The 13,419-nt window shown below is 65.2% G+C and carries 12 protein-coding genes; 1 reads left to right on the top strand and 11 read right to left on the bottom strand.

Annotated features, from left to right (window positions below; all coding sequences use genetic code 11):
- Positions 1-30 precede the first annotated feature (30 nt).
- From C8J40_RS17140 to C8J40_RS17110, 7 genes are all read right to left on the bottom strand, one after another.
- Positions 31-663: a phosphoribosylanthranilate isomerase gene (locus C8J40_RS17140; RefSeq protein WP_132898050.1), complete on the bottom strand. Its 633-nt coding sequence runs from the start codon at positions 661-663 to the stop codon at positions 31-33.
- Positions 664-700: 37 nt separating this feature from the next.
- A complete protein-coding gene (gene pyrF, locus C8J40_RS17135; protein ID WP_132898049.1) occupies positions 701-1,375 on the bottom strand; it encodes an orotidine-5'-phosphate decarboxylase in 675 nt (224 codons plus the stop codon).
- Positions 1,375-1,719, bottom strand: coding sequence for a DUF1049 domain-containing protein (locus C8J40_RS17130; protein ID WP_132898048.1), 345 nt, complete (start codon positions 1,717-1,719; stop codon positions 1,375-1,377). Before C8J40_RS17130 ends, pyrF begins: the two co-directional genes overlap by 1 nt.
- 80 nt (positions 1,720-1,799) lie before the next feature.
- A complete protein-coding gene (locus C8J40_RS17125; RefSeq protein ID WP_132898047.1) occupies positions 1,800-4,088 on the bottom strand; it encodes a patatin-like protein in 2,289 nt (762 codons plus the stop codon).
- A gap of 19 nt (positions 4,089-4,107) precedes the next feature.
- Positions 4,108-4,815 carry an endonuclease/exonuclease/phosphatase family protein gene (locus C8J40_RS17120; RefSeq protein WP_132898046.1) on the bottom strand — a complete coding sequence of 236 codons (708 nt, stop codon included), beginning with the start codon at positions 4,813-4,815 and terminating at the stop codon, positions 4,108-4,110.
- A gap of 145 nt (positions 4,816-4,960) precedes the next feature.
- Entirely contained in the window at positions 4,961-5,404 is a 444-nt protein-coding gene (locus C8J40_RS17115; protein WP_132741553.1) for a hypothetical protein, read from the bottom strand.
- A gap of 101 nt (positions 5,405-5,505) precedes the next feature.
- A complete protein-coding gene (locus C8J40_RS17110) occupies positions 5,506-5,736 on the bottom strand; it encodes a hypothetical protein (RefSeq protein WP_132741555.1) in 231 nt (76 codons plus the stop codon).
- A gap of 273 nt (positions 5,737-6,009) precedes the next feature.
- Here C8J40_RS17110 and C8J40_RS17105 point away from each other — a divergent pair, with 273 nt between their 5' ends.
- The gene (locus C8J40_RS17105; RefSeq protein WP_132898045.1) at positions 6,010-6,762 is read left to right on the top strand and encodes a 2OG-Fe(II) oxygenase; all 753 of its coding nucleotides are present in this window, start codon (positions 6,010-6,012) and stop codon (positions 6,760-6,762) included.
- Positions 6,763-6,823: 61 nt separating this feature from the next.
- On the opposite strand, the gene C8J40_RS17100 is transcribed toward C8J40_RS17105, so the two are convergent.
- The 4 genes from C8J40_RS17100 to C8J40_RS17085 form a co-directional block, all read right to left on the bottom strand.
- Positions 6,824-7,414 carry a L,D-transpeptidase gene (locus C8J40_RS17100; RefSeq protein ID WP_207901260.1) on the bottom strand — a complete coding sequence of 197 codons (591 nt, stop codon included), beginning with the start codon at positions 7,412-7,414 and terminating at the stop codon, positions 6,824-6,826.
- Between the two features lie 85 nt (positions 7,415-7,499).
- Positions 7,500-10,241, bottom strand: a complete 2,742-nt coding sequence (locus tag C8J40_RS17095) for a filamentous hemagglutinin N-terminal domain-containing protein (protein ID WP_132898044.1) — start codon at positions 10,239-10,241, stop codon at positions 7,500-7,502.
- Positions 10,242-10,296: 55 nt separating this feature from the next.
- Positions 10,297-11,979, bottom strand: a complete 1,683-nt coding sequence (locus C8J40_RS17090) for a ShlB/FhaC/HecB family hemolysin secretion/activation protein (RefSeq protein WP_132898043.1) — start codon at positions 11,977-11,979, stop codon at positions 10,297-10,299.
- A 537-nt stretch (positions 11,980-12,516) separates the two neighbouring features.
- Positions 12,517-13,158 carry a Crp/Fnr family transcriptional regulator gene (locus tag C8J40_RS17085; RefSeq protein WP_132898042.1) on the bottom strand — a complete coding sequence of 214 codons (642 nt, stop codon included), beginning with the start codon at positions 13,156-13,158 and terminating at the stop codon, positions 12,517-12,519.
- Positions 13,159-13,419: the final 261 nt, after the last annotated feature.

The raw sequence follows: 13,419 nt of genomic DNA, 5'->3' as shown, positions 1-13,419 counted from the left end.
TCTGGGCACCCGCCTTCGCGGGTGAACAATTTAGGTGTGCGCAGCCGCGAGGAACGACGCGATCCTGGTTTCGTCCTTGATACCGGGCTCGCTTTCGACCCCCGACGACACGTCGACGAGTTCGGCGCCGGTGCGGCGGATTGCCTCCGCGACATTTGCCGGATCGAGTCCTCCCGATAGCGCCCAGGGCAGCGGATGTCTGAACCCGTCGAGCAGGTCCCAGTCGAACCGCAAGCCCATCCCGCCCGGCAATGCGGCCGAGTCCGGGGTCTTGGCGTCATAGAGTATCCGGTCGGCGACTCCGGTAAAGCCATGCGCCGCATCCAGATCGCCTCGCGTGCGCACCGCAACGGCGACCCACGTCTCGATTCTGAACTTCGCGCGGATCGCGGCGGCCCGCGCGGGCGTCACCTTGTGGAGTTGCAGCACGTCGAGCGCGGCCGATGCGACCGCCTGTTCGAGCATCTCGTCCTCGGGATCGACGAACACGCCGACCTTCGCGACGTGATCGGGTACGCGCGCCGCGAGTTCGGCGGCTTTCGCGAACGTCACGTGGCGTGGCGACGCGGGGAAGAACACGAACCCGACATGGCTCGCGCCGTGCTTGATCGCAGCGTCGAGCGTCGCGGGGTTGGAAAGGCCGCAGATCTTGGCGGTGGTCATGCTGGTTCCTAAAACCCTTCTCCCGATGGGAGAGGGATCAGAGCGTCGCGCCGATCGCGCGGGCGGCGGTGTCGGGGTCTTCTGCTTGCGTGATCGGACGGCCCACCACAAGGATGGAAGCCCCAGCATCAAGCGCCTGGCGCGGCGTGACGACGCGCTTCTGGTCGCCGATCTGGCCGTCGGGCAGGCGGACACCGGGGACCACGAAGAACCCCTTGGGCCAGATTGCCTTCGCCGCAGCAACCTCCGCGCCTGAGCAGACGATGCCGTCGACACCGGATTCACTCGCAAGTTCGGTCAGGCGCGTGACCTGGTCGTGCGCGCTGCCGGTAATGCCGGTGGCGGCGAGATCGGCAGCGTCGAGGCTGGTGAGCATCGTCACCGCGATCACCTTCGTGCCGATCGGCGCGGCTGCCTTGGCGTCCTCGAGCATCGCCCGGCCGCCGCTCGCATGCACCGTCAGGATCGCGGGTTCGAGCGGGCCGAGCGCCTGCACCGCCTTGGCGACGGTGTTCGGAATATCGTGCAGCTTGAGATCGAGGAAGATCGGCAGGCCGAATTCCGCCATCGCATGCACGCCGGACTGGCCGTGCGCGGAGAAGAATTCGAGCCCGAGCTTGATCCCGCCGACATGATGGCGGACGCGCGCCGCGAGTGCCTTCGCGCGCGCCAGATCGGGCGTGTCGAGCGCGACGTAGATGCGGTTGCTCATTACGCGACGCCCGGCGGGACTGCGGTCGGCGCGCCGAGCGGCGCGATCGTTACCGGCGTTTCGGCGGGCACGAACGCCACCGGCTCGGGCCGCGGCGTGCGCAGTTCGAGCAGTTCGCGCTCGCAGGTCGACAGGCGCTGACGCAGGCGCCACCGGATCGCGTGATTGTAGATCATGGTCGGCACGAACCCGATCAGGAAGGTGACGAACAGCAGCAGCGGCAGGTTCACGTCCGCGATCAGCCCGCCCCAGAGCTGAATCTGGACGGCGTTCCAGTTGCTTATGGTGAACACCGCGGCGACGAACGCCAGCAGGCACCAGAACAGGATTTTCAGGAACTGCATGCGGCCACCTCTATGTCTTCGCCCGCAGCCGAAGCGGCGAGTGGCCCAGAGCTACCGCCAGATCGCGCGTTTGGCCAGCTTTAGCCGATTTCCGTCCGCAACTGCGCGATCAGCGGCAGGATCGCGGTCAGCCGCGGTTCCTCCTCGTCGAGGATCGCAAGGAACGCCGCCCGCTTGATCGCCGCGACCCGGCCCGGCTTCATCCGCACCGTCTGCGGCAAGGTCGAGACCGTGATGTCGATCATCCGCTCCGACCCGTGCAGCCGCCCCCAGAGATAGTCGTTCTCGCGGTAGGCACGGCTGAAGAATGCACCGAACGTGCCGAACTGGATCCCCTTCAACGTCGCCTCGGCGCCGCCCGAGCGGATGGCGGTCGCATCGTCGGGCGCGATCCGGTCGACCTTGATCGGATCGAATTCGTCGAGCCCCTCGCCCTGCAACAGCGGCAGCGTCGCGGTGTCGAAATACGGAAAGCCCAGATAGGCGAGCAGCAACGTCCGCCGTGCGGGCTTGGCGAGCGCGGCGAACGCCTCCGCCAGCCGCTGGTCGGTCTCCGCATCGAGCCGCTCCAGATCGAACGTCCGCCCGAGCGTCTCCAGGACACCGGTCGCATCGCCTTTCATCGCGCGCACGGCGTCGTGCATCCCGGCATGCATCTCGCCGCGCAACCGATCGAGATACGGCGACAGCGATTCGTAGATCGCGTCGCGCATCGGCGCGAGTTCGGGCTCGTCGGCGGCGGTCTCGACCTCCGACAGGCGCCGCGCCATCAGCCGGAGCCGGCGGATACGAAAGCCGATGTCGAAGGTCCGCAGGAATGCGATCGAGGCGGGACTTGCGCCGTTCGCAAAGCCCGCGCCAAGCTGGTCCGCGCCCGTCGCCGCGACCTGCGCGACGATCGCGGCACGAATTTGCGTCAGCCGCCGCGGGCTGTGATGCCGTCCGGCCTCGTACAGCAGCCCCGCCAGCGCCTCGATCACCGCGCTGCGTTTCAGATGCCCATAGGCGACGAAGCCATAGCCCGAACTCGCCGCCGCCGCCTTCTGCGCGCGCCGCCGCCATGCGATCAGCCTCGGCGCGGTCGGTCGGTCGAGGAACAGCGTGTGGCCGAACAGCGATTCGACGTCCGCCTCGACCTCGGGCCGGATTGCGGTGACGATCCCGCGCATCCGGTCGATCCGTGCCGAGCGCTCGGCGATCGCCTCCAGATTGTCGCGGATCGGTTGCTGGCGCGGAATATCGCTGATCGCGCCGATGATCGTCTGGAAGAAGCCGGGCGTACCTTCACCGCGATTGAGCCGCAGTTTGATGCCGGGGGAGGGGTCGATATAGATAAAGCGTCGGTCGATCTGGCGCCGCGCAGGGCGTTGCTTAAGCGCATCGAGCGCCGGGCGGAACGGTGCATTGGCGAGCACCGATCCGTCGATCAGCACCGCACTCTCGGCTGCGTTGGCTGCGGTATGCCGTGGCAGCACGCGCGCGAGGAAGTTGCTGCGTTCCGGCCATGCGATCTTTCGCTGCTTCAGCACGCCGTCGAGTTCGGCGACCGTGAACGGCGGAAAAGCCCCTGGAAAGCTTGATGTCGCGCGCGCCGCAAATGCCAGTTCCGCGCGCGGCGCAAGTGTCTCGGTCGCACCGCCATGATCGGTGAAGTCGACCACCAGCCGGTGCTCGGTCTCGACCACCTCTGCGGGCGAATTGAGCTGCAACCGCTCGGGATGCCCCGAGAAATCGGTGACCGTCACGAACAGGTCGAGCGGCTGGCCGGGTGGCAACAGCCGAGGTCCGCGCTCGCTCGCGCCCATCGCGTCGAATGCATCGAGCAGCAGGTTGGTGAAGGTCTTCCCCCCGAACGGCGGTTCGAACCAGCGCGACCGGATGAAATGCGACAGCTTGGTCCGCACCTCCTCGCGGGTCGGCTCGTCGAGCGCTTCGACCTTGTCCGTGCTCCGTCCCGCCGCCATCCACGCGAGCGGCATCGCCCATGCTTTCGAGAAGCGCGACTTCGGCGCCGCCTCGGTATCGATCAGCGCCTCGACATCGGCCGACGTCATCCACAGGTCGGTCAGCGGATCGAGGCTCTGTCCGGTCGCGATCGCCTGCGCGAGGAAGATGCCGTTGATCCCGCCCGCACTCGCGCCGGCGATAATGTCGGCGAGCACGCGCACCCGGATCGATGCGTGATCCTCGATCTCCTGGAGCAGCGCGTGATACACACCCTGGCTACCACCCTTCGGCGCCTCGCCGTCATGGAATGCCCGGCTAGCGCAAACCAGACGCCAGATCTCCTTGGTGATGCCATGCATGTAGACCGCCAGGCTGATCCCGCCATAGCAGACGAGCGCCAGTCGCAGTTCCTTCTCGCGCATTCTACATCCTCGGTATCGATTATGGAGCCGTTGCCCTGGGTTCGAGCATAGCCCAGATCGGCAGGTGATCCGATGCCTTCCGCGCCGCCGGGCTGGCATGCACGCCGCATTCCACGACTTTGAGTTCGCGCGAGACCATGATCCGGTCGAGCCGCGCGATCGCGCGCCGCGAATGGAAACTCGCGCCGGTCTCGGCAAACGCATAGTCGCGCCCAAAGTCGCGCAGGCATCCGGCGCCCGCGCTCCACTCGTTGAGATCGCCCATCATCACCGTCGGATGCCGATGCGCGCAGGTATCGACATGGTTCATGATCGCCGCTGCCTGCTTGCGCCGCCAAAGCCCCGACAGATCGAGATGCATGCCGAGCACGCGGATCGTTCCGCCGGCGAGTTGCACGTCGGCCATTACCGCGCCGCGCGGCTCAAGGGCCGGCAGATGCAGCGGTTCGCTGGCAATGACGCGCGCCGATTTCCGCACAAGGATGACGTTGCCATGCCATCCCATGCTGAGCGCGCGAAGGCCAAAATCGACCGGCTTCCAGTCGCTGTGCTCCTCGAGCAGGTGATGCGGCAACACGCAGGCCTTCGCGCCGAAGCGGCGATCCGCCTCCTGCAGCGCGATCACGTCGGCGTCGATCTCGCGCAACACTTCGACCACGCGTTCGGGATTGCGCCGACGGTCGAGCCCGATGCCCTTATGGATATTGTAGCTGGCGACCTTGATCATGCGTGGGGTCTATAACGTCGCTTTGGCAATCCGGGTTGCGCAATGGCCATCGATTGGACTGCAAATCCCGTCGACCGTGCTGGACGCGGGTCGGACTCTATCGGGCCGCGCGGCGATACGCACCGGGCGCCTGATGCGGCAATCGTCAGCGAGCATAGCATTTCTGCATGCCGATCAGTCGGCCGCGACCATCCATGTGGGTCGCGTCGCCGGGAAAGTCGCGCATCGTCGCGCCCAGTTTGGCTAGTTCGTCCGGCGACAGCCAGCCCTGGATCCGGCCCTGCTGCACTGCCCAGCAATCGGCGGCGGCTTCGCCCGGACCAAAGATCTGGTGAGCACATTCGTGCGTGTACCAGAAGAGTTGCTGTGCACGCGGAAGGTTGAGAACGCGCGGATGCAGGATGATCCGTCCCTTATAGGCGGCGGCAATGTCGTCGATCGGCTGGATCATCGTGTCGACCGGGCCACAGGTGGCGCGATAGCCCGCGAGCAACAACGCACCGGGCAGGATGAGACGCTGCGCGGGGGCGGGTTGCGGGACAAGCGCCAGCAACGACGCCGCAGCGCCTGCGAGAATGTTTTTGAACATGGGTATCCTGGCCCCGCGAAGCGCGAGGACGATAAAGAGTGGTGCGCGAAGCGCGTTCGCGTTTCAGTCAGGGGAGAGCCGGATGTCGCCGGCCTGCGCGGCTACCCGAAATACAGGTAGATGATGCCGCCCCAGATCATCGCCGACGGCAATGCTGCGTAGCAAAGCCCTCTCATGACCGCGGTTTCCGGCAAGACTGTTCGCCGTCGTTTCGGGCGGACAGGCAAGACTTCTAAGGAAAACACCGGGATAGTCGGAACCTGATCGGCCAAAGCATTGCCGAGCGGAGGTTTGCGTCCGAATGGGAACAGACTTTTCGTGAACGGCTTCATGCCCTGTCTCCGCCGATGTCGGTCAAATCGCGTCATCCGTGTCGTCGCCGGCAGCGACGCATGGGATGTTCCCGAACTCTTTGGCTTGGTGCGACTTAGCGCATCCATCGTGGCGGGGTGGTAGCGATAAATCGCCGAACCGAGCCAAACCTGTGTTGGTCGTACTTGATAAACGTATGTTAGCTGCTAAAGATGCATCAATTAAAATATAAACCTAGATTAAGAATATTGATATCGGCCCAGTAAAGGGTGGATGATTAAAGCGATCGAAACATGTCTGAATTTTTAGATACTGGCGCTTGGCCAACAGATGACTCCCATAACACTTCGCTGATTTCCGCACCATTGTCAGCACTTGATCTACGCGATGGGCACATGGAAGCATTGGCCCGCTCCGATTCTGCGGCGCGTGTTCGGGAACGGATCGCGCATTATCCCGGTGCTGTCCGGATCCCGGCCAATGGCGTCGAACTCTACGTCGTCCGAAATTTCATCACGGTCGAGGAATGCCAGGCGCTGATTCGGCTCATCGATGCCGAGCGTGTACCGTCGCCCGTCGTCTCCGATGATCCGGTGCCGTCGTATCGGACCAGCGAAACCTGTTATCTTTATCCTGGACCCGATGCGGTGACGGTGGTCGAGAATAGACTCGACGATGTCACCGGGATCGAGCCAATATTTGGCGAAGCCTTACAGGGTCAGCGCTATGCGGTCGGACAAGAGTTCAAACCGCATCATGACTTCTTCGATACTGGCCAGCATTACTGGCGGAACCAGGTGCCGATCGGCGGACAGCGGACATGGTCGGCAATGACGTTTCTCAACGAGCCGGCACTGGGCGGGCGGACGAACTTTCCGACCGCTGGCGTGGTGATCGCACCGAAGGCCGGCAATCTGGTGATCTGGAACAACATGGATGCGCTGGGCAGGCCGAATCCCGGATCGCTGCATCAGGGTATGCCGGTCGAGCAGGGCGTCAAATACGTGCTGACCAAATGGTATCGCGAGCGGCCCTGGTGCCAGTAACGTAGCGACCCGCTAGCGGGATCGTCGTGATCCTCTCCGACGTGTGGAGGATCACGATGCGCTAGCCCCCCGCCGCGACCGGCACGGCGAAGACGCTGCGGAGTGGCTTGGTCTCGGGCAGGATGTAGACGATGCCGACGGTGCCGGTGAACAAGGGCTTGACCACGTCGTCGTAGAATTTGGCGGGTACGTTGACGCAGCCATACGAGATCCGGTTGTCGCTGGGTGTCGGCGATGCGAGTCGACCGGCACGGTTGTCGATCCGGCGGCCGACGATCACGCGGTGCATCGACAGCGCGGCGTCATAGTCGATCCACAGGATATCCTGCTCGAAATCGCGACCGAGCGAGGCCTTGAACCGGCCCGCAGGGGTGGTGCGTTCGGCCGGCGTGATCGTCGCGAGCTTGCGCTGGCCGATGCCGGGTACGCTCGCATCGCCGCGTGCCATGCCGAGCAAGGCCGGCGCCGTGCCGCGCAATCCACCGGCGGCGTCGAACGCGAACACGACGGCGTTCACCTTGTCGATGACGATGAACGGCAAGTTCTGGTTGTCATGCGATGCGGCAACCCAGTTCGCGGTGTCCCGCGCATCGTTCGACACCGCCTCGGTCCCGAACCGCCCGATACTTTCGGCCGATACTGGTTGCGCCACACCCTGGGATGTCGCCGCAAGCCCCATGAGTCCCGCCATAAGCGTTACGCACCAGCCGCTCTGGAGAGCATCCCGACCGATCATCTTAATGACGCGCCTGCTTGCGCGGATAGTCGGGGACGGCCGGCGTATTCGGCGGGGTCGGTTGCACGAAGGGACGACCGGGCGTCGGCTGCACGGCCTGCGGAGTCACGGGAGTCTCGACGACGGGCAGCACGGTTTGCGGCGTGCCGGGGGTCTCGACGATGACCGTTCCCGGACGGATGGGCGGCGGGAAACTCACGCCACCCTCGACGACCTCGATCGGCGGCGGCGACGGCACGCGGACCATCACGGGCGGAACGTCCAGGATCGGGCGAGTCGCGGTCGGCAGGTTTGGCACCGGTGTCGGGGTGACCACGACTGGCGGGGTTGGCGTTGGGGTTGGGGCGGGAGCCGGTGCTGGTGACGGCGCTGGAGCAGGCGCTGGAGCTGGAGCTGGCGCCGGCGCGGGTGCCGGAGCTGGAGCGGGCGCTGGTGCCGGGGCGGGCGCTGGAGCTGGAGCGGGCGCCGGCGCCGGTGCTGGAGCGGGCGCCGGTGCTGGAGCGGGCGCCGGTGCAGGAGCGGGCGCTGGTGCCGGAGCAGGCGCCGGTGCTGGAGCGGGCGCAGGTGCTGGAGCGGGCGCCGGTGCTGGAGCAGGCGCCGGTGCTGGAGCGGGCGCTGGTGCCGGAGCAGGCGCCGGTGCCGGAGCAGGCGCCGGTGCTGGAGCGGGCGCTGGTGCCGGAGCAGGCGCCGGTGCTGGAGCGGGCGCTGGTGCCGGAGCAGGCGCTGGTGCTGGAGCAGGCGCCGGTGCTGCAGCCGTAATCGTCCCGGTCGTCCGGAATCCGGCAACGCAGCACGAGCTCGCCAGCGCATACTGGTCCGCGTTCGCGCCGGTCAGTGTGTAGCCGCTAAAGCTCACCCCGATCCCGGTCCCCGCATCGGTGCTGTCGAACGTGGCGGTCGCATCGGGCCCGGCGACGAGCGATACGCCGGTCGGCGTCCCCGACGTGCCGTTGGTGTTGAACCCGCTCAGCACCGCCGCATTGGTGCCGTCGGCGACCTTCTGCGCGGTCGGGAACAACAGCATGCGCTGGGTGATCGCCGCGCCCTCGGTCAGCACGAACTCGGTCGAGAAGTCGGTCGGCGTAGTATACGAGACCGGGTTGTAGTTGATCGACACCGGCGCCGCGGTGACGGTGGTCGGCGGCGACAGCGCGGAGAACACGATCGTGCCGCCGTTGACGCCCGGCCCAGTGCCGTCCGATCCTGCGATCAGCGTGAGGCCGACTGGCAGACCGAGGCTCTGCGCGGGGATCGTCGTGCCGCGAGTCAGCGTCACCGCCGCGTCGATCATCACGTCGTGGCCGGCGCACAAGGCGATGTTGCCGTCGGTCGTGGTGATCGCGTGGAATACCTGCACGTTGCGCCCGGCGTTCAGCAGGATGCTGCCGTTGGTCGTGGTCAGGTCCGCGTTGACGTTCACGTCGCGGCCGCAGCACGCGACGATGTTGCCGTTGGTCGCGGTGATCGGCGCGTTGATGTTGACGTCGCGAAACGCGTTCATCGTCAGCGTCGTCGGCACACCCGAGGCGGTCCAGGCAACCGCATCGTTGACGAAGATGTCGCCATTGCCGGTGGTCGTGTCGCCCGCTGCGGGGATCGTGCTGATCGTGATGCTGGTCGTCACCAGCTGCGCCGACAGCGTCGCGCCCGAGATGTTGCCGCCTGCGCCGATCACGTAATCCTGCGGATCGATCAGCCATGTGCCGGTCAGGCCGCCCGGTGCGTAGGTCGAGACCTTGGCGCTGTCCGCCACGTTGACGGTCGCCGCCGACGTCTCGATGAAGCCGCCATTGCCGCCGACCGGTGCGCTCGCGTCGAGCGTGCCGGCGAGGCTGACGGTGCCGCTCTTCATGTCGCCGAGCAGGAGAATGGTGCCGCCGCGGTTCTGCAGCGTGCGTGCCTCGACGACACCGATGTTGTTGACCGCGGTGTGGAGCAGGTCGCCCGCACCCTGCGCGGTCATCACGACCTTGCCGCCGTCCGCGCGGATCAGGCCACCGTTGCGGACCATCGCGCCGACCGCACCCTTGTCGACCGCGACGTTGAGCAGCCCGTCGCCTGCGACGTCGAGCGTGATCGCCTCGCCGCCCGCGAGCACGACGGTGCCGAAGTTCGCCTTGATCGTCCCGCCGTTACCGACGTTCGCGCCGAGCAGCGCGACATAGCCGTTCTTCGCGGTGATCGTGCCGTCGTTCTGGACGCTCGCGCCGCTTGTCCCCGCGAAACTGTTCTTGCCCGCGAGGAAATCGGAGTCGGAGATGTTCAGCGTCGACGCCACCAGCCCGCCGACGTTAACATTGGCGGTCTGGCCGAACAGGATGCCATTCGCGTTGACCAGGAACACCTTCCCGTTCGCCGACAGATTGCCGAGGATCACCGAAGGATCGGTGCCGAGCACGCGGTTCAGCGCGACCGAACTGCTGGTCGGCTGGTCGAAGACGACGCTCTTGCCCTTGCCGATCGAGAAGGACTGCCAGTTGATCGCCGTCCGGTCGCTGGTCTGCGTCACGGTCACCGACTTGCTGCCGGTCGCGATGCTCGCCTGACCCGCGACGACTTCGCCCCCGGTCGGCAGCGTCTGCGCCTCGACCGGGCGCGCCGCCAGCGTGCCCGCAAGGCTGAACCCGATCAGCCAGGCGAACCGCGCGAGCCCGGTCGTGCCGAACAGGCCGCCACGTCGTGTGCGCGTGACCGATGGGGCGGGGCGGCTGGTGTTTCTGAGCGAAGAGGGAATGGGGGTCATGGGCGGTATCCTTGGTGGCGGCGGATGGCCGCAAAATTCGGGGGTGCGTGCGCGGTCAGAAGGTCTTCGAAACCTGGAACCAGGCGCGGCCCGACTTGTCGGGGGCCGACGTCGCATCCGCGTCGCCGAGTTTGCGCGCATAGGTCGCCTTGGCGGCGATACCGTACGGTCCTGCCCAGCTCAGCCCGGCGCCATAGGCGCTGCGCTTGGCGTGGTTCGATCCGGTGAAATACGGGTGCTTGACGTAATCGACCTCGCCGACGTCGACGAACCCGAACAACTGGAGCGCGCCCGGTATGACCTGCGGCAGTGCCAGCCGCGCCTCGGCTGTCGCGACATAGCCCTGGTCGCCATACGCCTCGCCCTCGGGATAGGCGCGGACGGCGTAGGCGCCGCCCAGTTCCATACGCTCGGAGATGTCGAGGTTGCTGAACGCGATCTGCCCGCGGGCGGAGGCGAACAGCGACAGCGGCCCGGCGATCGTCTGCAACCGCGCGAAGCTGAACTGCAGCTTCCCATAGCTACCGTCGGTGCGCGCGGTCAGCGCATCGACCGAGCGCTCGTACGCACCGCGAATGTCGAGATTGCCGACCGAATAGCTGAGCGAATACGCGCTCCAGCCGCCCCCGAGCAAGGTGTCGTGCTCGTCGCCGCTGAGCCCAGCGGTAATCACCTGCGCGCGGCGATAGCTGGTGGTGTCGACGATCCCGATCTTGTCCTCGAACCATTTCGCATCGCCGCCGATGGTCACGTACAGATTGTTGTCGCGCGAGCGGATCAGCGGATAGCTCGCATAGACGCTGGCCACGTCGGCGTTACCGCTGCCGTCGAGGCTGTCGAATTCCTTGCCGAGCGAATATTCGAGATGCGCGAACGCGACGCCCAGCGTGACCTGCCCGATCGGCGCCTGGTAGGACGCGCGGCCATAAGCGAGCCCGGAAAACGAGGTCAGCGCACGCAGGCTCAGCACGTCGCCGGAACCGGTCGGGTTGTTCCAGTTGACCGAACCGCCGACGCGGTAGGCGCCGGTGTAGCGGTTGCCGGCATTGTCGGCCTCGACGCTGCCGGTGATGCTTTGGCCGGGGGTGATGTCGACCAGCAGGTCCGACGTGCCGACCGCGGTGCCGGGGCTCAGCGTCGACTTCACGCGCACGCCGGGAAGGTCCGACAACATCAGCAGGCGCCGTTCGAGCGGGGCGACCGCGACCGGATCGCCGACGTCGAGCCCGGCGAGGATACCGTTCGCGACGCCATCAGAAAGCCGCGACTCGTTCTTGACGCCGACCGCGCCGAAGCGCCCTTCGATCACCGCGATCGTGACCGCGCCGCTCTGCACGTCCTGCTCGGGGAGATAGGCGTTCGCGACGAAATAGCCGCGGCTGGTGTAATAGGCGGTGATCCGCGCGGCGAGGGTCTTCAGGTCCGACAGGTCGAGCTCGCTGTTGGGGACGAACTCGGTTGCGGCGATCAGGTCGGCCTCGGGGAACAGCGTCGCACCGGTCACGCGGAGCGACCGGACGAGCGTCTTCGGGCCACCGGTTGCGGCGACCACGACGGGCGTCTTGCGCTCGAACCCGAAATCGGGCGCGGGAGTCTCGTTCAGCGGAGTCGGCGGGATCTGCTGGAGCTGTCCACCGGCGCCGACGGGAACCTGCGCCTGCGCGGATTGTGCGGAAACCAGCAAGGCAGCCGGGCTCACAGCCGCAAGCGCGGCCGCCCATAGGGTCGACTTGTACATGAACACCTCGATCGTCACCGCGGATGGAAGGCACGGATCTCCCATCCGCAGCAGCGGGAGCCGTTCGAAGGGGGTAGAGCGCCCGAAGCGAGGACGAAGCCTTAGCGGATGGCAGCGGATCGATCTGCGTCGAACCTCGCTGCCATCAAAAACCAAATGGTCAGGGCATTGTATCTTAAGCGGTCGACCGGTCGCGAGGATCGCACGGTATGATCGCTAAGTCTGCTTAACCTATGTAAGTCCGCCAAATAAAAATCAAGCTATTATCTTGAGATGTTAGTGTAAAACGTACAATTTGGGCCGCTTTAGACGGTTTGCCGATCGGTCTGGCTGCGCAAGACTGTAATTATGACCGTCTATTAAGATTTAGATAACACTATTTCGCGTCCAAGCCGCGACGTGACTCAGGATCGAACGCGGGTTTCACTGCGCCGAATCTATCGATTCGGTCAGATCACTGTAGTTCGATCGTCGAGAACGGCTGGAGCTGGAGCCTATGTTAGCGGAGCGGCGACTGCCGCGCCGACATCAGGCGGACTAGACCGTTCGGTAGCCGGGAGCGGGCACCTGTCGGCCTGGATGCAGATAATCCGACGAGAAGCAGGCGACGTCGCGCAGCCCTTCCCAGTTCGAGAACACGACGTTGCGCCAGCTGCGCTCGATCAGGCCGGCGGCGTGAAGCGTCTTCAGCATTCGGTTGACGTGAACCGCGGTCAGTCCCGTCGCCTGGCCGATCTGTTCTTGCGACATCGGCAGCTCATAGCCGGCGGCGGTATCGCTCCGCCAGGCGTCGCAACGGACCGCAAACTCGCACAGAAAATGCGCGACGCGGCGCAAACCGTCTCTGGCGCCGATGTTGACGATCCATTCGCGGGCGATCGCATGATTTATCGCGTGATGAATACCAAGCGCGTGGGCAACCGCCGGCCGGCTCGCGGAGAGTTGCTGCACCGCCGACAAAGGTATCATGGCGACGTCTACCGTCGTGAGCGCGCGCACGTTGTGATCGGTCGTCTGCAAGTATAAATGCTCGAGGCCGATAACATCATTGGGTATTGCAAGCGAAACGATCTGGCAGTTTCCCTCGCCATCGTCCTTTTGGCCGTAACAATAGCCATCCAATAGTACCGAAACGGTATCACACCGGTCACCCTGGCGTACGAGATATCCCGACGCCATGAATGTCTTTCGCGTAAATGGCAGATTTAGCACGTGATTCCGGTCGTCTTCGGCGAGCGAGACCCCGAGCGAAAGCCCGTCGAGAAACTTGGAGAGCGTCGTATCGATGTCGCGGTGTCTCTAAAAACCAGAGTATCTGTCTGACATCCGGTTCGACGGCGTCACACTTGGTATTAATGGTCTTTAGCAGATGTGTGCGAGATCAAGGCGAACAATTATCAGTATCGAAAAGATTTTTTGTAAACTTATATTTGACCGTCA

Source organism: Sphingomonas sp. PP-CC-3A-396, assembly GCF_004343105.1.
Lineage (GTDB): Bacteria > Pseudomonadota > Alphaproteobacteria > Sphingomonadales > Sphingomonadaceae > Sphingomonas.
Note: the sequence above shows the minus strand (reverse complement) of the source record. Positions and strands in the feature narration are given on the sequence as shown.